The sequence below is a fragment of the Mesorhizobium sp. LNHC221B00 genome (assembly GCF_000502935.1).
In the GTDB taxonomy this organism is placed as follows: domain Bacteria; phylum Pseudomonadota; class Alphaproteobacteria; order Rhizobiales; family Rhizobiaceae; genus Mesorhizobium; species Mesorhizobium opportunistum.
Genome location: NZ_AYWR01000004.1, coordinates 50090 through 70643 on the forward strand (window position 1 = coordinate 50090; position 20554 = coordinate 70643).

The following is a 20554-nucleotide window of genomic DNA, read 5'->3' on the forward strand; positions in this document are numbered from 1 at the left end:
GGTGCTGAAACCGGATGAAGAGAACAAGCGGCATTCGCATATCAATCTGGCTGCGAATTCACCACGACAGATAGGTTGGGAAATGCCGCACGATGCAAATTTCCGCCGTGATCACGAAGGTTTCACCTGGCGGGCCGCTGCAGTCCCCTCGGCCCGGCGGCCGAGCCGCGTCGCGCCATGCGGCGACAGCACCGGCACGAAGACGCGGCGAGACGCGCGCTGCGCCACCGGCACGCCTTGATAGAGCCGCTTCTGCGCCTCGACGACGATGACGCCGGAAAAGATCGGCCACAGCCGCCGGCCGGCGCGCTCCAGCATATTGTGGAAGCGCATCATGAAGCGTCGCCGCGATGGCGGGAAGAACAGCGCATCCGACCAGGCCGCCGGCGTGAAATTCGCCTCGCGCAGCAGTTCCGTGAGCTGCCCGCGCGAGAAGGGCCGTCCATTGCCGAACGGCGTATGCTCGAACCGCGCCCAGACCCCGCGCCGGTTCGGCACGACGATGACGACGCGCCCGGCGGGCGACAGCACCCGCCAGATCTCGTTCAGCGTCTCGCGCGGGTTTTCGACATGTTCGAGCGAATGGACGAGCAGCATGCGGTCGATGCAGGAATCGACCAGCGGCAGTTCCTCGTCGAAAACCAGGGCTGTCGCCGTCGGCCCCGTCGTCGGCCAGACGACGGCGCCTTGCGTCGCCGGCATGAAGGCAAAGACCCGCTCGGCGTCGGAGCCGAACCGCTCCAACCAGGGCAATGTGTAGCCGAGGCCGACCAGCCGCTCATTCGGGACAGTGACCCATATCGACGACAGCGCCATGGTGATCGAGTGCTCGGCGAACCGGCCGAGCGTTGTCGAATAGAAGGAGCGAAGATCGACGATGTCGGAATGCATTTGAGGGATGTAGCCGTGAAATCGGCCGGATTCAACAAAGGCTCCGAGGCGGCCGCCATATCCCTGGAGTGACACTTGTCATCTCCCGGAGTGACACTTGTCATCTCCGGGATGACATCCGCACGCCGGCGCCCTATGTCTGCGGCGACAGATGGAGAGATGCAATGCCGGTCGAAATCGAACAGTTCATGTGCCGCAGCGACAATTTCGGCGTGCTGGTGCATGACCGCAAAAGCGGCCGGACCGCGATCATCGACGCGCCCGAGGAGGCGCCTATCCTGGCGGCGATCAAGCGCACCGGCTGGACGCCGACGATGATCCTGACCACGCATCACCACACGGATCACGTCGAGGCCAATCTGGCGTTGAAGGAACGCTTCAAGCTGCGCATCATCGGCCCGGAAGCGGAAAAGGCCAAGATCCCCGGCATCGACGAGACCGTCGAAGAAGGCTCTGTTCTGCATCTCGGCGAGGAGCGCATCGAGGTGATCGCAACCCCCGGCCACACCGCCGGCCATGTCTCCTATCACCTGCCGGCATCGAAGGTGGCGTTCACCGCCGACACGCTGTTCGCGCTCGGCTGCGGGCGGCTGTTCGAGTGCAAGCCGCCGGTGATGTATGAATCGCTGAAGAAGCTTGCGGCACTTCCGGCTGCCACGGTCATCTACTGCGGCCACGAATACACCCTCGCCAACGCCCGTTTCGCGCTGACCGTCGACCCGACCAACTCGGCGTTGAAGGAGCGCGCCGCCAGGATCGAGGCGCTGCGGGCCGACAACAAGCCGACGCTGCCGACGACGATCGGCGAGGAACTGTCGACCAATCCCTTCCTGCGCTGGCACGATCCGGCAATCCGCAAGCATCTCGGCATGGAAAAGGCCGGCGATGCCGAGGTGTTCGCCGAGATCCGCAAGCGCAAGGACAACTTCTGAGCGCCGCGTCAGCATGACCAGCTCCGCGGAAATCATCGCAACGCTCGGCCTGAAACCGCATCCGGAAGGCGGCTGGTACGCCGAGACCTTTCGCGACGCCGCCGGCGGTGCGCGCGGCCATTCGACCGCCATCTATTTCCTGCTGGAACAGCACCAGGTCTCGGCATGGCACCGGGTCAAGGACGCCGCCGAGGTCTGGCATTTCCATGCCGGCGCACCGCTGGCATTGTCGATGTGGGAAGAAGGCAGTGCCGTTATCGAGCAGGTGCTCGGCATCGAACTCACGGCGGGCGAACGGCCGCAGATCGTCGTGCCGGCGGGCTGCTGGCAATCGGCACGCAGCCTGGGCGAATGGACGCTGGTCGGCTGTACCGTGGCACCGGGCTTTGATTTCGACGCCTTCGAACTGGCCGCGCCGGGCTGGCAGCCTACCCCAGCAGGAAGCCCAACGTGATCGCGAGCTGGGCGGCATAGTACAGCACCCAGACGGCCAAGCGCATCCAGGCGCGATGCGGCGAGATCGCGGCGACCAGGAACTTTTCCGTGGCGAGCAGAGCATCCGACGCCATGAACAGCACGGCGCCGCCGATCACCCAGCTGCTGCTCGTCGTCAGCGCCGACATGCCCATCGCCAGGATCGCCACGACATAGATAGCGATCGGAATGCGCAGGCCTGGGCCGACCCGGCGCCATAACGCCGCCAGCATGACGATCACGAATACCGCCATCGCCAGCGCGATCGCGCCGCGCCAGGATTCGGCGCCGAGAACACCCAATCCGCCGCCACTGCGCAGGAACAGCGCGACATAGACGATGTGGGCGATGAGAAAGCTCGCCAGCCCGCCCAGAAACGCCTTCTCGCCGTCGCGCGACAGGAAGGCGTCGCCGACCGCGCTGAGCGCAAGGGCAGCCACCAGCAGCAGCGGGCCGCCTTGCAGCGCCGAAAGCACGGCGAGCATCGCCACGGCGAGCGTCTTTGCCGCCGAACGGGCGAGCGACGGCGGCATGCCGAGCGTGAAGGCGTAGATGATCGCGGCCACCAGTGAGAAGATCAGCGTCGCATTGGCATTGGCGTCGATGCCGCCGGCAAACGGCATCGTCATGCCCGGGCTCCGGTTTCGGATGCCCCGGCCTCGCTTTGGGCCGCTGCCGGCTTGCGCTGGAACAGCGATTTTGCCGCCAAGGCAGCGCCGCCGGTGATGAGCACGCAAGCGGCCAGGATGCGCAGCGACGGTTCGGCGACCCCGGCCGCGATCAGCACCAGCGTCGACAGCAGCGGCGCCGCATAGCTCGCGGCGCCCAGCACCTGGATGTTGCCGCGCTTGACGCCAATGTCCCAGGCGTAGAAGGCGGCGCCCACCGGCATCAGGCCAAGCCCGAGCACCGCCAGCCACTGGCCGGCACCGTTAGGCAGCACCGTTTGTTCCAACAGGAGATGGCAGGCAAGCGACAGCAACGCCGTAGCCGCGCAGAACCAGGTGACGATCGAGGTCGGCACCGACGGAAAACGCCGCGACAAAAGCGAATAGGACGACCATAATACGGCGCAGACGGCGGCCATGGCGTAACCAAAGGCAAAGCGTGCGTCGAAGGCCAAGCCACCGCCCTTGGTGACGATCAGCACCGTGCCCGCAAGGCCAAGCAGCGCGCCGACGACATGGTTCCACGCCAGTTTTTCGCCCGGCATCAGCGCCGAACCGAGCACGATCAGCAGTGGCCAGAGATAGGCGATCAGGCTCGCCTCGACGGCAGGCGCGTTGCGCAGTGCGGTGAAGTAGAAGAAATGGTAGCCGAACAGGCCGGCAATGCCGATCAGCCAGACCTGTGGTGGTATTTTCTGGCTTTTATCCGAGGCCGGCATGAAAAGGCGCGCGACAAGCCCAACCCCGGTGCCGATCGAGAAGGTGATCGCCGACAACAGGAACGGCGGCACCTTTCCGGACGCGTCCGTGAGCAACGCCAAAAGCGCCCACATGGCGACCGCCGAAAAGCCGATCAGTGTTGCGCGCCCCATTCCGTCTCCAGTGGCGCGCCTCATTCTGTCGCCAGTGGCGGGCCTGGTCTATTGCACTGCTTCGAAACGTCCGGCGCTGATGGTCAAGGTGCCGATCTGCGTGCCGACCGTGGCATGGATCGGCGCATATACCCCGGTTTGGCCGAGCGGCGCAAACGTCACCATCATGCGGCTTTTGTTCTTGAGATAATTGAGTGCCTTGCGGCCCTTGCGATAGCCGGCCACCGGCTCGAAGCCCATCCGGCAAGTGACGGTGTCGCCCTTGTAGCCCGGCACCGATATCGTCCCTTTCGAATCGTAGGTCAGCGTCAAGTCGGCGCGCATCTCGCCATCATAGAACTTGACCTTGCGGCCGCAGACCTGGTCGAGGCTGTCGGCATGGATGACGGTCGCCGCCATCGGATCGAGCACCGACGCCAGGTCGCCGGCGCCGATCGGCACCCAGGCCTTGGGGTCGCGCTTGCCCGGCGCCGGGACGACCTGCGTCGAGGTCACCGTGCCATTGGCGAAGCGGATGTCGATCGCCGACGCCTTCTTGCCCGAGGTATAGTCGGCGCGGAACGCCTGCGGCACCATCTTCTGGCCTGAAATCGTGCCCTTGGACGAGATCGTGCCGCGCGTATCGTCGAACAGTTTGGCCAGGCCAGCGGCCGAAACGCTGCCTTCGATCGCGTAGGCGCCATTCTCGTAGTGGCTCGCGAAGGTCGATCTCGCGATCGAGAGACCAAGGAACGACACGGTGTACTCGCCCTTGAAGGACTGCGGCGAGGCCGCCGATGCGGTGGAGGGCAAGGCGATGGCAAGCACGGCAACAAATGCACGAGACGAACGAGGCATGGCGGGATCGGATCCTTGATTTTCGGCCGGAGGCGGGCAACTCCGGTCTGGCATGTCCCTATGAGACCGCTTATAGGGTGAATTCCGGCCTTAATATGAAATGCCGGGCGCTTCCGTGGGGAAGCCGGAGCTTGACGCCCCGGTGAAATGCAACTATGGAACGCCAACTTTTTCCATAAGGCCGCCTGACCAGAACCGCGCGCCACCCGGCGTGGGCACAAAGGTTTGGCAGGTCCCGAGAGAACTGAAGGTTAGAACCATGTCCCGCACCTGCGAACTCACTGCCAAGGCAGTCCAGACCGGCAACAATGTGAGCCACGCCAACAACAAGACCAAGCGTCGCTTCCTGCCGAACCTCGTCAATGTGACGCTGATCTCGGAAGCGCTGAACCAGAACGTGCGCCTGCGCATCTCGGCCAACGCGCTGCGTTCGGTCGAACATCGCGGTGGTCTCGATGCTTTCCTCGCCAAGGCCGACGTCAAGGAACTGTCGCAGCGTGCGCGTCTGCTGAAGAAGCAGATCGCCAAGAAGCTGGCCGAGCAGGTCGCTGCCTGACATCGTTTAAAGGCGGGGGACAACCGCCCTGACCAACCTCTTGTTGGTCTCCGGTCAACATCTTGTTGGTCTCTGGCCAACCCCTTGTTGGCCTCTGGGGCATCGGATAGAAGCCGCAAGGTTTGACAATCCGATGCTCGAATACGAGCGAGCATAATGCTCCGCTGGTTCCATTACCCAGGATAAAAAAATGACTTCATTTTCGCGGTATTTGCCCTTCGTGGCCGCCATGGCGCTTGTCGTCGTGGCATCGAACATTCTCGTGCAGTTCCCGATGCAGGGCCAGATCGGCAGCCTGTCGCTGGCCGACCTTTTGACCTGGGGCGCTTTCACCTACCCCTTCTCCTTCCTGGTCACCGACCTCGCCAACCGCCGCTATGGCCCCGCCGTGGCGCGTCGGATCGTCTTTGTCGGCTTCATGACAGCGGTGGTCTGCTCGATCCTCGTTCCGCCCTTCCTGTTCCGTCATGGCCTGATCGAATTCGAGACCGCCGCCGACCGGCTGGTGCGCATCGCGGCGGCTTCCGGGGCGGCATTCCTCTCCGCGCAATTGCTCGACGTCACCGTGTTCAACCGTTTGCGTCGGCAGAGCTGGTGGCGGGCGCCGATCGTCGGCACGCTGGTCGGCTCCGTGTTCGACACGATGGTCTTCTTCACCGTCGCATTCTCAGCCGCTTTCGCCTTCGCCGGCCCCAATGACGGTTTTGCGCTCGAAACGGCGCCGCTGATGGGTGTTTTCCATGTCGACGCGATGCGCTGGGTTTCCTGGGCGCTGGGCGACCTCTCGGTGAAGCTGATCATCGCCGTTGTCGCACTCATCCCCTACCGGCTGCTCGCTGCCCGCTGGAGCCAGCCGGCGGTCGCGGCTTAAACCATGATCCCGAAAAGTGGCCTCCGGTTTTCCGAAAAGATCGTGGTCAGACAAAGCCCATGATCCCCTGGGTCCAGCTCGATTCGGCAAAGACCGGGGATGGCGCGCAGGAGCTTCGCCTCAAGCGGCGCGGTTCCGAATTCTCGATCATGCTCGGCACCAACGAGCTGATGAACAGCCGCCTCAGCGGCTCCGAGGAAGCGCTGGCCAGGCTTTCCTGCCAGAAGATTGCCCGCCATCGCCAACCGAGGGTCCTCATTGGCGGACTTGGCATGGGTTTTACCCTGCGCGCCGCTCTCGCCGAATTGGGCAGTGACGCCGGTATCGTCGTCGCGGAACTGGTGCCGGCGGTGGTCGCCTGGGCACGTGGCCCGATGGCGGAAGTGTTTGGCGGCTGTCTCGACGATCCCCGGGTCGAGGTCCGGGAGACCGATGTCGGAGATCTGATACGGTCCGAGCCCTCCCGCTGGGACGCCATCCTGCTCGATGTCGACAATGGCCCCGAAGGCATCGTCCACAAGGGCAACGATGCGCTCTACAGCCTGACAGGCCTCAAGGCCGCACGCACGGCGCTGAAGCCTGGCGGCGTGCTGGCGGTGTGGTCGCAAGGCCCGGACAGCGGCTTCACGCGGCGGCTGAAGCAGGCTGGCTTCGTCGTCGAAGAGGTCGCCACGCGCGCCAACGGCAAGCGCGGCGCGCGTCACGTCATCTGGATCGCTACCAACGGCTCGCGATGAGCAGTCGACCCCCACTCCGTCTCGGCTTCGCCGAGCCGGAGTGGGGGAAGGCGCCCGACCAAAATCGAATTCCACCGAAGATCGAACCCGCTGTTGAAGACCCTCAACGTCAGTCCTGGTGGAGAATAAATTCCAGATAGAGGTTGCGCTGCAGGATCGAGTGGTTGTCGTCGGAGACCAGCGACACCATCAGCGCGCCGTCGTCGCGGGTCCAGACGTCGAGCCCTTCCATATTGTCGATCTGGTAGCCCATGTCGGCTTCCAGCAGCACCGGCCCGTCGGCGACCGCGCCCTTCTCGACACTCTCGCCATAGATACGCCGCAGCCGCATCTTGAGGCCGCCTGCCATCGAGAAGCTGCGCTCCAGGAGCAGCAGGTCGCCATCCGGCAGGAACGCACCGTCGGTGATGTCGAAATCACCGTTGCGCTTGACGGTGAACACGCCCTTGTGCGGCCCTTCGATGATGGCGGCATAGATGTTGCCTGATTTGTCGAGGCTCTTTTCCGACACCACCACCAGCCCGCCCTCATGCTGGCTATTGGCATTGGCATGGGTGACGGTCTCGAAACCGCGATTCTGGCGCAACTCCCAGGCTGGAATGAGGAAATCCAGCTGCTTGAACGGCGCCTTCATGTCACTCGGGTCGATCTTGAACTGGGCGACGCGATGGTTGCGTTCGAAGCCGACAGTGGCGATGCCGTCCTTGACGTCGAGCCCTTCGGCGTCGACCATCCATTTCTCGTCGATCAGCTGGCCGTTTTCATCGACCATCTGCTGGATGCGGAAATTCTGGATGCCGGACGGCCGCTTGTCGGCGTCGCGAACCACCGTGCCGAAGAACCAGAAGCCGGTGTCGGCCACCCCGATGAAATCGCCGCCCGCCTTCACGAAGCGGAAGGCCGACAACGCACCGAAATCGCGCGTCGGCGAGGTCATCTCCAGGCCGCCGACAAATTCGAGCGGGCCGAACTGCTTGTCGGCGCGACCGATATGAAACCGGGTGATCGGGCGGGCCGAGATCTCGACCGGCTCGACAGAGCTGGAGCGGACCGGACCGGCCGGCGCCGAAGCGATGCCGGCGAACAGGGCGATGGCAGCGAAAAACGTCCGTCGAAAACCGCCCCGCGAAAGGATCATCCGGCGCGCCGCATGCCGCCACGCCGCGTGTCGCGCGCGCTTTCCTCGGCAAACAGCGAGGCCAATTGCTCGGTCATGGCGCCGGCCAGCTCCTCGGCATCGACGATGGTGACGGCGCGACGATAGTAGCGCGTGACGTCATGGCCGATGCCGATGGCCAAGAGTTCGACCGGCGAGCGCGTCTCGATCAGTTCGATGACGGCGCGCAGATGGCGTTCCAGATAGTTGCCCGGATTGACCGACAGCGTCGAATCGTCGACCGGCGCGCCGTCCGAGATCATCATCAGGATCTTGCGCTGCTCCGGCCGGGCGATCAGGCGGTTGTGCGCCCACAGCAGCGCCTCGCCGTCGATGTTTTCCTTGAGCAGGCCCTCGCGCATCATCAGGCCGAGATTGCGCCGTGCCCGCCGCCACGGATGGTCGGCGGATTTGTAGATGATGTGGCGCAAATCGTTGAGGCGGCCGGGGTTCGGCGGCTTGCCGTCCTTCAGCCACTTCTCGCGCGCCTGCCCGCCCTTCCACGCACGCGTGGTGAAGCCGAGGATCTCGACCGAGACGCCGCAGCGTTCCAGCGTCCGCGCCAGGATGTCGGCGCAGGTGGCGGCGACCGTGATCGGCCGGCCGCGCATCGAGCCCGAATTGTCGAGCACCAGCGTCACCACCGTGTCGCGGAATTTGGTGTCGCGCTCCTGCTTGAAGGACAACGGCTGCATCGGGTCGATGACGACACGCACCAGCCGCGCCGGGTCGAGGTAGCCCTCTTCCAGGTCGAAATCCCAGGACCGGTTCTGCTGCGCCATCAGGCGGCGTTGCAGCCGGTTGGCGAGCCGCCCGACGACGCCGGACAGATTGGCAAGCTGCTTGTCGAGGAAGGCGCGCAGCCGGTCGAGCTCTTCCTCTTCGCAAAGCTCCTCGGCGCCGACCGTCTCGTCGAAAGCGGTGGTAAAGACCTTGTAGTCGATTTCCTTCGGCAGGTTGGTGAAGGGATTGTCGTTGCGGCGCGCCTCGCCGGGCGTCTCGGCATCGGCATCGTCGTCGTCGGAGAGATCGTCGGCGGTGGCGTCGGACGCTTCCGTCTCCGACGACTGCTCATCGTCGGCCGAAGCCTCGGCATCCTCGGACTGCGACTGCTCGGAGCCGGAATCCTCTTCGCCGCCCTCCTCGCTCTGCTCCTCGCCTTGCGGCTGGTTGTCGTCATTGTCCTCGGAGTCTTCCGTCTCCTGGTCGTCGCCGAGTTCCTCGGCCATTTCCATGGAGGCGAGCATCTCGCGCACGACGCGGGCGAAGGCCTGCTGGTCGTCGAGCTTGGCCGACAGGCCTTCGAGATCGGCCTTGGCCTTTTCCTCGACCCAGGGGCGCCAGAGCTCGACCAGCCGCTCGCCGCTCTTCGGGATCGACCGGCCGGTCAGCTTCTCGCGCACCATCAGCGCCAGCGCTTCCTCGATCGGCGCGTCGGCCTTGTCCTTGACGTCGATGAGGTTGGCCTTGGCGTATTTGTCCTCCAGCATCGAGCCGATATTGTCGGCGACGCCTTGCATGGCGCGGCTGCCGATCGCCTCGACACGGGCCTGCTCGACCGCGTCATAGATGGCGCGGGCCGCCTTGCCTTCCGGCGCCAGCTTGGTGTGGATGCGCTGATCGTGGCAGGCGCGCTTCAGCGCCATGGAATCGCCGAGGCCGCGGGTGATCGCAATGTCGGTCTTCGATGCCTTCTTCGGCAGTTCGGGCAAGCGCGCGCGGCTGCCGGCGAGCGCCGGCCTATCCTTGGCGAAGCCGACTTCCATTTCCTTGTCGCCGGCAATGGCGCGCATGCAGACGGTGACGGCGCGCTTGAAGGTATCGGCTTCAGACCCCGTCTTCGACTTGTTGCGCGTGTTGTCGCCCGGACCCGCCATCGAGACTCTGCTTAGCCCAGCACCACGTTGGCCGCGCTCTCCGGCAGATCCTCGCCGAAGGCACGCTGGTAGAACTCGGCCACCACCGAGCGTTCCAGTTCGTCGCACTTGTTGAGGAAGGTCAGCCGGAACGCCATGCCTATATTGCCGAAGATCTCGGCATTCTCGGCCCAGGTGATGACGGTACGCGGGCTCATCACCGTCGACAGATCGCCGTTGATGAAGGCTGAGCGCGTCATGTCGGCGACGCGCACCATCTTGTTGACGATGTCCTTGCCTTTGCCGTCGCGATAGTGCTTGGCCTTGGCCAGTACGATGTTCACTTCATTGTCATGCGGCAGATAGTTCAGCGTGGTGACGATCGACCAGCGGTCCATCTGCGCCTGGTTGATCTGCTGCGTGCCGTGATAGAGGCCGGTGGTGTCGCCGAGACCCACCGTGTTGGCGGTCGAGAACAGCCGGAACGCCGGATGCGGACGGATGACCCGGCTCTGGTCGAGCAGCGTCAGGCGGCCCGACGATTCCAGGACGCGCTGGATGACGAACATCACGTCCGGACGGCCGGCGTCATATTCGTCGAAGCACAGCGCGACATTGTGCTGATAGGCCCATGGCAGGATGCCGTCGCGGAATTCGGTGATCTGCAACCCGTCCTTGACGACGATGGCGTCCTTGCCGACGAGATCGATGCGGCTGACATGGCTGTCGAGGTTGACGCGCACGCAGGGCCAGTTGAGCCGGGCGGCGACCTGTTCGATATGGGTCGACTTGCCGGTGCCGTGATAGCCCGAGACCATGACGCGGCGGTTGTAGGCGAAGCCGGCAAGGATCGCCAAGGTGGTCGCCTTGTCGAACAGATAGTCCGGATCGACATCCGGCACATGTTCGCTGGTTACCGAATAGGCCGGCACCACCATCTTGGAGTCGAAGCCGAATTTGTCCTTCACCGAGACCGTCGTGTCGGGCAGGTTGGCGATGTCGCGATCGACCTTGTTCATATCTCTCAACGTCTCCACGGGCGAAACGTCCCGTTTCGCCGGCAATCGATTTTGTTCGGGGGCGGTCTTAAAGCCTTTTCCACCCTTATGAAAGTTGGAAAACGACACAAACCATTGGGTCGCTCAGCACAGGCCCGCCTGCTTGAGCACGCGATAGGCCTGCAGCACATCGCGGAACCGGTCTTCCGAACCTCTGTCGCCACCATTCGCATCCGGATGGTGGCGCTTCACCAGTTCCTTATAGCGCGCCTTGATATCCTTGCCAGTCGCCTTTGTATCAAGGCCAAGCGTTTCCAGCGCCTTGGCCTCAAGCGGCTTGGCCTTGCGCTCGCGCGCCTCACGCGGATCCTTCGGCCCCTTGAACAGATCGAACGGGTCGCGCATGCGGTTGTAGTAGCCGGCGCGGCCGGAGCGCATCTGCGCCATATCGGGCGACGAACGTGTCGAGGCGCCGTTGACGCCCATCTTCCAGGTCGGCCGGTGGCCGGTCATCGCTTCCTTCTGGAAGCGTGCGACCTCGGTGTCCGGCACGCCGGAGAAGTAGTTGAAGCCCTTGTTGTACTCGCGCACATGGTCGAAGCAGAAGCGGAAATACTCGCCCTCCTTCATCCGCCCGACCGGCGCGCGATGGGTCCCCGCCTCCTTGCAGCCGTCCCACTGGCAAATCGGCGAATGCGACTTCAGCTCCGCGTCCTTGTCAGGGCGGACGCGAATCTTCTCGAAATATTTGGGATACGGCTTCATCTTACCCATTTATGGGGCGTTCGCAGATGCGAAACAAGAATTGACATTTTCGCGATCATCGCCCTAACCGCTGAATCGCGGCATAAAGCAGGCGAATGGCGGATTTTGTTGCGCGGTAGCGACCCCCGTATGAACCGGTTTGCGGTTTTCACGCTGGCGTGCCGGCCATATGTGGTGAACGGAGACGACTATGTCCATACAGGCGACCATGGAAGACAAGCTCAACAAGGCATTTTCGCCGGAGCGGCTGGTGATCATCAACGAAAGCCATCTCCATGCCGGCCACCATCATGACGGCTCCGACCATCACGGCACCTATGATGGCACCGGCGAAACGCATTTTCGCGTCCGTGTCGTCTCGTCCGCCTTTGCCGGCATGAACCGCATCGACCGCCACCGCGCCGTCAACGAACTGCTCGCCGACGAGTTGAAGGCCGGCGTGCACGCGCTGGCGATCGAACCGGCGGCTCCCGGCGAAAAGACGCGCTGGTAAGTCAGCCGGCCCTGCGACAGGCGCTCAGAGCACCGCCTCGATGAGGAACGGCCCGCGTCGCGACAAGGCGCCATCCAGCAGCGCGTCGAACCGTTCGCAAGTGTCGGCGCGAGCCGCCTCCACGCCCATGCCTTTGGCGAGCGACACCCAGTCCAGCGACGGATGGTCGAGGTCGAGCATGCGCCTGGCGTTCTCGCCGATCGCCCCGACGCCGACGTTCTTCATCTCGCCATGCAGGATGGCGTAGGTGCGGTTGGAAAAGACGATCGTCACCACATCGAGATTTTCCCGGGCCTGCGTCCACAGCCCTTGCACCGTGTACATGCCGCTGCCATCGGCCTCCAGATTGATCACCTTGCGGTCGGGACAGGCGATCGCCGCCCCGGTCGCCATCGGAATGCCGCCGCCGATCGCCCCGCCTGTGCCCATCATGTAGTCGTGCGGTGCGGCAAAGGCCGACAGCGCGAAGAAACGCCGCGCCGAGGTGACCGCTTCATCGCAGACGATCGCATTGTCGGGCAGCTTGCGCGCCACTGACAGCGCGATGGCATCGTCCGTCAGTCCGCCGTTCGGCGTTGCTTCGTCCGGGAAAGCCGTCGCCGATATCGTCTGCTGCGATGGCTTGATGCCGAGTTCATCGCGAAGCGCCTCCAGCGCCGCGTGCAGATCCTGGCCATGGGCTGCAAGCGTCAGCACCTGACAGTCTTCGCGGACCAGCCGTCCGGGTTTTCCCGGATAGGCGAAGAAGGCGACCGGCTCCTTGCCGCCGACCAGCACCAGGACGTCGATGTCCTTGAGCAGCGCCGTCGCCGCATCGACAGGATAGGGGATGCGGGTCGGCGCCACGCGCCCGCGTCCGCGCTGCAGCCGCGCGATCAGGACGTCGCTCAGCAGCCGGACACCGCCAGCGGTGGAAATCTGGCCAGCGATGTCGAGCGCATCGGCGCGCGCCGCGCGGCCACGAACGATCATGCCGACGCGGCCCGGTTTGGCCCGGACCGCTGCCGCCACCGCGCGCACGGCGTCCTTGTCGACGGGTGGTGGTGGCGAGAGAACGACTTTGCCTGGCGCGGCCGGGTTGGCACCACCCCAAGCGGCATCGGCCGGCAGGATCAGCGTGGTGACGCCGGGCGGCGTGAGCGAAGCGCGGAACGCCGCCTCCGTGGCGGGTTGTACATCGGCTGGTCCCGAGATGCGGCGGACCCAATTGGACATCGGTGCCGCGAGGCCCTCGATGTCGCTGGTCAGCGGCGCATCAAGCGGCAAATGGTAGGACGCATGGTCGCCGACGATGTTGATCATCGGGTTCAGCGCACGCCGGGCATTGTGCATGTTGGCCAGCCCGTTGGCCAGACCGGGCCCAGTGTGCAGCAAAGTCGCGGCAGGACGGTCGGTCATGCGCGCATAGCCGTCGGCGGCACCGGTCACCACGCCTTCGAACAGGCCGAGCACGCAACGCATCCGCGGTTTGCGGTCAAGCGCGGCGACGAAATGCATTTCGGATGTGCCGGGATTGGCGAAACAGACCGTCACGTCATTGGCCAAAAGCACATCGCACAGGACATCGGCGCCATTCATGCAATTTTTCTCCCCATTCACGAACACAAATAGCACTCGCCGATGGCCGCACGGCAATATCCCGCCGTCGCTTTTGGTCTGATCCAGTGCAGCTGACGCCTGCCCTTCGTTAAGGTGAGATCAGCCGACCGTCGACTTCAGGAATGCCAGCGCGGCGACAGTCAGCGCGTCGCCGTCCTCGCCGAAATCGCGATTGATCGACGATGCGTATAGGCGCTGCCGTCGAACAGCGTGACCTTGGTACCGGTGGCGCGCAAGCGCTCGGCAAAGGCTTTCGACTCCTCGCCGCGACCTTGGGCACGAGAATAGGCGATGAAGGTCGGCGGATGGTTGCGGCCCTCGACATAGTTGGCCGGCGACAGTGCCGCCCATTGCGATGGATCGGAAAACACCCGGGCATAGGCCCGCACCATGCCGCCATTTTTCTCAAGCCTGGCGAGATCATAGGCCCTGGTATCGTCGAGAAGCAGCCCGGCGACGCCTGGCAGCCCGCCGCGCATTCCCGTCAGCGCAATCAGATGGCAGCCGGCCGAATGCCCCATGCCGACGATGTGCTTGGGATCGCCGCCATGCCCGGCAATGTTGGCCCTGACATAGGCATAGGCCTTTTCGACATCGCTGGCCTGGGTGGAGACATCCGCCTGCGGCAGCATCCGATAATCGATGGAAACGAAACAGAACCCATTGGCGAGCAGGAAAGCCGCCTTTGCACCCACCTGGCTGCGTTTGCCGAACTGCCAGGCCCCGCCATGGACGAAAAACACCACCGGCAGGTTTTTCGCGCCATCCGGCGCGTAGATGTCGAGCTTGGCCGGGCCGTAATCGAAGGTCGTTGGCACGAGTTGGGGCTCGCACAAACCCGCCGACACACGCAGTGGCAGCAGCGCCGCCATCGAAGCCAGAACAAAGCTTCGTCGATCGATCATCGTGCTCCCACCACCATCAACCATAATCCTCAGCAAACGTCCAAACGCGCGGGGCGGCATCCCGGTTTCATGGCCAAATACGCATACTCGCCTTGATGTGAAGGGAACAACAATGCGTCCCGGCAGTTGAATAGGTGACGAGCCGTCCGGCAGCCAAAACGGCTCTGAGGGCAACCATCATGCGCGAGAATCAGTCCGACATCTTCGATCTGTTTTCGGAGATTTATGCCAATGCGGCTCAGGAAGAGATCAGCCTCCAGCAATATCTCCTGGCCTGCCGCGAAGACAAGTCGATGTATGCCTCCGCCCCCGAGCGGATGGTCGAGGCAATCGGCGAGCCGAACCTGGTCGACACCAGCAAGGATGAACGGCTCGGCCGCATTTTTTCGAACCGCACCGTCAAGGTCTATCCATCCTTCTCCGAGTTCTACGGGATGGAGGATACGATCGAGCGCATCGCCGGATATTTCCGCTATGCCTCCCAGGGATTGGAGGAGCGCAAGCAGATCCTCTATCTTCTCGGCCCCGTCGGCGGCGGCAAATCCTCTCTTGCCGAACGGCTGAAGAAACTGATGGAGGAACGGCCGATCTACACGCTGAAGGTCGGCAGCCAGATCAGTCCGATTTTCGAATCGCCGCTCGGCCTTTTCAATCCCGACCGCATGGGCGACCTGCTGGAAGACAAATACGGGATAGCCCGGCGCCGTCTCAACGGACTTATCTCGCCCTGGGCGGCCAAGCGGCTCGATGAGCTGTCCGGCGATATTTCCAAGTTCAGTGTCGTCAAGCTGATGCCGTCGCGGCTGCGCCAGATCGCCATCGCCAAGACAGAGCCCGGCGACGAGAACAACCAGGACGTCTCGGCCTTGGTCGGCAAGGTCGACATCAGGCAATTGGAAAATTTCAGCCAGTCCGATCCGGACGCCTATTCCTACAGCGGCGGCCTGAACCGGACCACGCAAGGCCTGCTCGAATTCGTCGAGATGTTCAAGGCGCCCATCAAGGTCCTGCACCCGCTGCTCACGGCGACCCAGGAAGGCAGCTACAATGGCACCGAGAATTTCGGCGCCTTCCCTTATCAAGGCATCATCATTGCCCATTCCAACGAATCGGAGTGGCAGCAGTTCAAGAACAACAAAAACAACGAGGCCTTTCTGGACCGCATCCTCGTGGTCAAGGTGCCATATTGCCTGCGGATCACCGAAGAGAGGCATATTTACGAGAAATTGCTGCGCGAGAGCGAACTGGCCGGCAGCCCCTGCGCACCTGAAGTGCTGGACATTCTCAGCCGGTTCACCGTCTCGACTCGCCTTGCCGAGCACGACAATTCGCCGCTCTATACCAAGATGCGCGCCTATGACGGTGAAAACCTCAAGGAGGTCGATCCCAGGGCCAAGTCCGTTCAGGAGTATCGCGACGCAGCCGGCGTCGACGAGGGCATGACCGGCGTAAGCACGCGCTTCGCCTTCAAAATACTGTCCCAGACGTTCAACTACGACACCAACGAGGTCGCGGCGGACCCCGTGCATCTGATGTACATCCTGGAAGAGGCGATCAAGCGCGAGCAGTTCCCGAAGGAAACGGAAGCCGCCTATCTCGAATTCATCAAGTCGGAACTCGCGACCCGCTATGCCGAGTTCATCGGCCACGAAATCCAGAAGGCCTATCTGGAGTCGTACAGCGAATACGGCCAGAACCTTTTCGACCGCTACATCGCCTATGCCGATGCCTGGATCGAGGATCAGGACTACAAGGACCCCGATACCGGCCAGATCCTCGACCGCGAGATCCTGGACAAGGAACTGTCGCAGGTCGAAAAGCCGGCCGGCATCGCCAATCCCAAGGATTTTCGCAACGAAGTGGTCAAATTCACATTGCGCGCCCGGGCGCGCAACCATGGCCGCAATCCGTCATGGACCAGCTATGAAAAGCTGCGTGAAGTGATCGAGAAGCGGATGTTCGGACAGGTTGAAGACCTCCTGCCGGTGATCAGTTTCGGCTCCAAACAGGACAGCGTCACGGAAAAACGCCACAATGAATTCGTGCAGCGCATGGTGCAACGTGGTTACACCGAGCGGCAGGTGCGCCGGCTTGTCGACTGGTACATGCGTGTGAACAAGGCGGGTTGAGGCAGGCCCGGATGCTTCCATGCCGATCTTTATCGACAGACGCCTGAATCCGAAGGACAAAAGCCTGGGCAACCGCCAGCGGTTTCTGAAGCGCGCGCGGGAGGAACTCAAGCGAAATATCCGCGACCAGGTCCGCGCCGGCCGCATCGCCGAGGTTGACCGGGAGCATGCCGTGCCCATGCCTCGCAAAGGCACCAGCGAGCCGGTCTTCACCGACGCCAGGGACAGCGGCCGGCGCCAGCACATCTTGCCTGGCAACAGAACTTACATTTCCGGAGATCTGATCCCAAAGCCAGGCCTGGGAGGCGTGGGCTCTTCGTCTCCGGGAAACAGCGAATCCGAAGACGATTTTCGTTTCATGTTGTCACGCGAGGAGGTTCTCGATCTTTTCTTCGAGGATCTTGAACTGCCAGATCTGGTCAAGCTCAATCTCAAGCAGATATTGACGTTCAAGCCGAAGCGGGCGGGCTTCAGCGCCAGCGGCTCGCCGACCAACATCAATGTCGGCCGCACGATGCGCAACAGCCATGGTCGCCGCATTGCGCTCCGGCGTCCCAAACAGGCGCAATTGGATGAGATCGCCCGCCAGCTTGCACTGCTCGAAGCGCAACCCCCGAACGCGGCGGGGCGCGAACGCATCGCTGCCCTGCGCGAAGAACTCGATTTGATGGAGCGTCGTCGCCGGCGAATTTCCTATGTCGACCCGGTCGACATCCGCTTCAACCGCTTCGACCCCCAGCCGCAGCCCAATGCCAGCGCCGTCATGTTTTGCCTGATGGATGTGTCGGGATCGATGGGGGAGCGCGAAAAGGATCTGGCCAAACGCTTCTTCGTGCTGCTCCACCTGTTCCTGACGCGGCGTTACGAGCGGACGGACATCGTTTTCATTCGTCACACCCACGAGGCCCAGGAGGTCGACGAGCAGACGTTCTTCTACCATACCCAGAGCGGCGGCACGGTCGTTTCCACGGCGCTCGAGGAAATGCACCGCATCATCGAACAGCGCTATCCCCCGACGGAATGGAACATCTATGCCGCCCAGGCCTCCGACGGCGACAATTTCGCCACCGATTCCGAACGCTGCATCGAGCTGCTCGGCGGCAAGCTGATGCGGTTGTGCCAGTATTTCGCCTATGTGGAGATCATCGACGAGCGCGAAAGCCATATTTTTGGGTCGACCGAAAATGGCACGTCGCTCTGGCGTGCCTATAGCGCCATCGATCAGAGATGGCCGAATTTCCAGATGCGGCGCATCGCATCCCCAGCGGATATCTACCCCGTCTTTCGCCAGCTCTTCGCCAGGCAGCCGGCGATGCATGCGAGCGCGTGAGGTCTGTCGGATGGCAAGCCAAGCCGGCAAATCCAGGTTGCTTTTCTCAGGGTCCGACTGGGACTTCAAGACACTGTCGCGAGCCTATGACGAGATCGAGGCAATCGCGATTGATCAGCTTCACCTCGACACTTACCCGGTGCAGATGGAGGTCATTTCCTCGCAGCAGATGCTCGACGCCTACTCCTCGGTTGGCATGCCGCTGATGTACCGGCATTGGTCGTTCGGTAAGCATTTCCTCTACAACGAGCTTCTCTACCGCAAAGGCGGACGCGGTCTGGCTTATGAGCTGGTCATCAATTCCGATCCCTGCATCGTCTACCTGATGGAAGAAAACACCATGGCCCTGCAAGCCTTGGTGACGGCCCATGCGGCACTCGGACACAACCATTTCTTCAAGAACAATCACCTTTTCCGCCAGTGGACCGACGCAGGCGGAATCCTGAGCTATCTGGATTTCGCGAAAGGCTACATTGCCCGGTGCGAGGAGCGTTACGGCCTCGCCGCCGTGGAAGCGGTTCTCGATTCGGCTCACGCGCTGATGGAGCAAGGCGTGTTCCGATACCACCGGCCGCCGAAACTCTCGTCGGAGCAGCAACGCGAAGGCCTACGCGAACGTCTCGAATACGAGGAGCGCTCCTACAATGATCTTTGGCGGACGCTGCCTCCGGTGCAGGGCGCCGACAACGCCGAAGCCGGGGAAGAAGTCTTGGCCGAACGGAAAAAATCGCTGAGCCTGCCCCAGGAGAACCTGCTCTATTTCCTGGAAAAGAACAGCCTCGTCCTGGAACCTTGGCAACGCGAGATCCTCCGCATCGTCCGGGTCATCGCACAGTATTTCTACCCGCAGCGGCAAACCCAGGTCATGAATGAGGGTTGCGCCACTTTCGTCCACTATACCTTGATGAACATGTTGTTCGATCGTGGCCGGATCAATGAAGGCACCATGCTCGAAATCCTGCGCAATCACTCGAACGTGATCTTCCAGCCGTCCTTCGACGATCCGCGGTTTTCCGGCATCAACCCCTATGCCCTCGGCCTTGACATGATGCAGGACATCCAGCGCATCTCGACCGAGCCGACGGCGGAAGACCGCGACTGGTTCCCCGACATTGCCGGCCGCGGCGACTGGCTCGAAACCTTGCTCGACGCCTGGGCCAATCACCGTGACGAATCCTTCATTCGCCAATATCTCAGTCCGACCCTGATCCGGAAATGGCGGCTCTTCGTGCTGGCCGACGGATCCGACCGACCGCACTACGAAGTCGCATCGATCCACGACGAGCGGGGCTACAACAAGATACGAGCCGCGCTGGCCCAAAACTATGATTGGGGCGCAAACCGGCCCGACATCCAGATCGTGGACGTGGACTTGCTCGGCGACCGGCATTTGCGACTGCAGCACAAGGTGAAGGACGGCGTCCTGCTCGACAATGAGAGCCGCGACGCAACACTTCGCCACATCCGAAGCCTTTGGGGCTATGAGGTCAGCCTGGCGTCGGTCGATGCGGAAACAGACGCAACGCTCAGCGAACGCTGGACCAAGGACTGCTGAGCGCCGGACGGGCTCCGTTTCAGCGCGACGCGCTTAAGTGTCGGCGGCAGGCCTGATCCTCAACCGGGCAATCCGGTTCTTGTCGCGTTTCATCACGGTGAAGCGCTTGCCGTGGAAGGTGAAGGCCTGTTTTTCCTCGGGGATCGACTGCGTCTCGTGAATGACGAGGCCGGCAATGGTGGTCGCCTCCTCGTCGGGCAGGTTCCAGTCGAGCGCCCGGTTCAGGTCGCGGATCGGCACCGTGCCCTCGACGACGACGGAACCGTCGGCCTCCTGTTTGACGCCATGGATGTCGACATCATGCTCGTCGGCGATCTCGCCGACGATCTCCTCGATGATATCCTCCAGCGTCACCAGCCCTTCGACCTCGCCATATTCGTCGACGACGACGGCAAAATGCGCCTTGCGGCGCAGGAAGGCGTTGAGCTGTTCCTGCAAGGTCGTGGTGTCCGGCACGAACCAGGGTTTCGAGGCGATCTTCATCACGTCGATCTTGGAAAAGTCATTGCCGACTTCGTTCAACGCGCGCAGCAGGTCCTTGGCGTGCAGCACGCCGACAATGTTGTCGAGCGAGCCCTTCCACAACGGCATGCGCGTGTGCGGGCTCTGCAGGATCTCGCGCACCACCGCTTCCGGCGCATTGTCGGCATTGACCGAGCGCATGTTGGTGCGGTGCACCATGACATCGGAGACTTCGAGCTCCTCGAGATCGAACAGACCGCCAATGCGATCACGATCCTCGCGCACCACCTGGCCGTCGCGGCGGAAATCGTCGACCGCACCGCGCAACTCGTCCTGGCTCGAGCGCTGCGGCTCAATGCGCGACAGCTCGTAGCCGAACATGGCAAGCAGGCGCGTGCGCAGGGCAACGATCAGCAGGACGAGGATTGCAAGGACGGCGACGACGACCCAGCCCGTCTGGTTGCTCAT

At 62.9% G+C, this 20554-nt stretch carries 19 protein-coding genes and 1 pseudogene; 9 read left to right on the plus strand and 11 right to left on the minus strand.

The window, feature by feature from the left end:
• Positions 1-111 precede the first annotated feature (111 nt).
• Complete coding sequence (locus tag X741_RS159645) at positions 112-891, minus strand: methyltransferase domain-containing protein (RefSeq protein ID WP_023776788.1); 780 nt, start codon at positions 889-891, stop codon at positions 112-114.
• A gap of 164 nt (positions 892-1055) precedes the next feature.
• Between X741_RS159645 and gloB the strand changes: the two genes are divergently transcribed.
• Both gloB and X741_RS159635 read left to right on the plus strand, forming a co-directional pair.
• On the plus strand, positions 1056-1823 hold the full coding sequence (gene gloB, locus X741_RS159640) for a hydroxyacylglutathione hydrolase (RefSeq protein WP_023776789.1): 768 nt from the start codon (positions 1056-1058) through the stop codon (positions 1821-1823).
• A 13-nt stretch (positions 1824-1836) separates the two neighbouring features.
• On the plus strand, positions 1837-2277 hold the full coding sequence (locus tag X741_RS159635; RefSeq protein ID WP_023776790.1) for a cupin domain-containing protein: 441 nt from the start codon (positions 1837-1839) through the stop codon (positions 2275-2277).
• Here the strand turns inward: X741_RS159635 and X741_RS159630 are convergent.
• From X741_RS159630 to X741_RS159620, 3 genes are read right to left on the minus strand one after another with little or no spacing between them, the layout of a single operon-like run.
• Entirely contained in the window at positions 2252-2926 is a 675-nt protein-coding gene (locus tag X741_RS159630; protein ID WP_023776791.1) for a lysoplasmalogenase, read from the minus strand. The two genes, X741_RS159635 and X741_RS159630, sit on opposite strands and share 26 nt — an antisense overlap.
• Positions 2923-3837: an EamA family transporter gene (locus tag X741_RS159625; protein WP_023776792.1), complete on the minus strand. Its 915-nt coding sequence runs from the start codon at positions 3835-3837 to the stop codon at positions 2923-2925. The genes X741_RS159630 and X741_RS159625 overlap by 4 nt, the downstream gene beginning before the upstream one ends.
• A gap of 48 nt (positions 3838-3885) precedes the next feature.
• The gene (locus X741_RS159620) at positions 3886-4674 is read right to left on the minus strand and encodes a DUF3108 domain-containing protein (RefSeq protein WP_023776793.1); all 789 of its coding nucleotides are present in this window, start codon (positions 4672-4674) and stop codon (positions 3886-3888) included.
• Positions 4675-4933: 259 nt separating this feature from the next.
• On the opposite strand from X741_RS159620, the gene rpmB reads away from it, so the two are divergent.
• The 3 genes from rpmB (at position 4934) to X741_RS159605 (ending at position 6838) form a co-directional block, all read left to right on the plus strand.
• Positions 4934-5230: a 50S ribosomal protein L28 gene (gene rpmB, locus X741_RS159615; RefSeq protein WP_010911765.1), complete on the plus strand. Its 297-nt coding sequence runs from the start codon at positions 4934-4936 to the stop codon at positions 5228-5230.
• A gap of 190 nt (positions 5231-5420) precedes the next feature.
• Positions 5421-6101, plus strand: a complete 681-nt coding sequence (locus X741_RS159610; protein ID WP_023776794.1) for a queuosine precursor transporter — start codon at positions 5421-5423, stop codon at positions 6099-6101.
• Positions 6102-6160: 59 nt separating this feature from the next.
• A complete protein-coding gene (locus X741_RS159605; protein ID WP_023776795.1) occupies positions 6161-6838 on the plus strand; it encodes a spermidine synthase in 678 nt (225 codons plus the stop codon).
• Between the two features lie 109 nt (positions 6839-6947).
• Here the strand turns inward: X741_RS159605 and X741_RS159600 are convergent, their stop codons facing one another.
• The 4 genes from X741_RS159600 to X741_RS159585 all read right to left on the minus strand — a co-directional run bounded on the left by X741_RS159600 (position 6948) and on the right by X741_RS159585 (position 11622).
• Positions 6948-7976, minus strand: a complete 1029-nt coding sequence (locus X741_RS159600) for an esterase-like activity of phytase family protein (RefSeq protein ID WP_023776796.1) — start codon at positions 7974-7976, stop codon at positions 6948-6950.
• The gene (cobT, locus tag X741_RS159595) at positions 7973-9871 is read right to left on the minus strand and encodes a cobaltochelatase subunit CobT (protein WP_023776797.1); all 1899 of its coding nucleotides are present in this window, start codon (positions 9869-9871) and stop codon (positions 7973-7975) included. The genes X741_RS159600 and cobT overlap by 4 nt, the downstream gene beginning before the upstream one ends.
• A gap of 11 nt (positions 9872-9882) precedes the next feature.
• Positions 9883-10869 carry a cobaltochelatase subunit CobS gene (cobS, locus tag X741_RS159590; RefSeq protein WP_023776798.1) on the minus strand — a complete coding sequence of 329 codons (987 nt, stop codon included), beginning with the start codon at positions 10867-10869 and terminating at the stop codon, positions 9883-9885.
• A 123-nt stretch (positions 10870-10992) separates the two neighbouring features.
• Entirely contained in the window at positions 10993-11622 is a 630-nt protein-coding gene (locus X741_RS159585) for a J domain-containing protein (protein ID WP_032927598.1), read from the minus strand.
• A 181-nt stretch (positions 11623-11803) separates the two neighbouring features.
• On the opposite strand from X741_RS159585, the gene X741_RS159580 reads away from it, so the two are divergent.
• A complete protein-coding gene (locus X741_RS159580) occupies positions 11804-12106 on the plus strand; it encodes a BolA family protein (RefSeq protein ID WP_023763846.1) in 303 nt (100 codons plus the stop codon).
• A 24-nt stretch (positions 12107-12130) separates the two neighbouring features.
• On the opposite strand, the gene X741_RS159575 is transcribed toward X741_RS159580, so the two are convergent.
• Together X741_RS159575 and X741_RS01000000166350 are read right to left on the minus strand one after the other, a co-directional pair.
• On the minus strand, positions 12131-13684 hold the full coding sequence (locus X741_RS159575) for an acetolactate synthase large subunit (RefSeq protein WP_023776800.1): 1554 nt from the start codon (positions 13682-13684) through the stop codon (positions 12131-12133).
• 120 nt (positions 13685-13804) lie between these two features.
• A pseudogene (locus X741_RS01000000166350) lies at positions 13805-14610 on the minus strand (alpha/beta hydrolase).
• A 179-nt stretch (positions 14611-14789) separates the two neighbouring features.
• On the opposite strand from X741_RS01000000166350, the gene X741_RS159570 reads away from it, so the two are divergent.
• From X741_RS159570 to X741_RS159560, 3 genes are read left to right on the plus strand one after another with little or no spacing between them, the layout of a single operon-like run.
• Complete coding sequence (locus X741_RS159570; RefSeq protein WP_023763843.1) at positions 14790-16739, plus strand: PrkA family serine protein kinase; 1950 nt, start codon at positions 14790-14792, stop codon at positions 16737-16739.
• A gap of 19 nt (positions 16740-16758) precedes the next feature.
• Entirely contained in the window at positions 16759-18069 is a 1311-nt protein-coding gene (locus X741_RS159565; protein WP_023776801.1) for a YeaH/YhbH family protein, read from the plus strand.
• A gap of 10 nt (positions 18070-18079) precedes the next feature.
• Positions 18080-19624, plus strand: a complete 1545-nt coding sequence (locus X741_RS159560; protein ID WP_023763841.1) for a SpoVR family protein — start codon at positions 18080-18082, stop codon at positions 19622-19624.
• 33 nt (positions 19625-19657) lie between these two features.
• Here X741_RS159560 and X741_RS159555 read toward each other — a convergent pair whose 3' ends face one another.
• Positions 19658-20554 carry an HlyC/CorC family transporter gene (locus tag X741_RS159555; RefSeq protein ID WP_023776802.1) on the minus strand — a complete coding sequence of 299 codons (897 nt, stop codon included), beginning with the start codon at positions 20552-20554 and terminating at the stop codon, positions 19658-19660.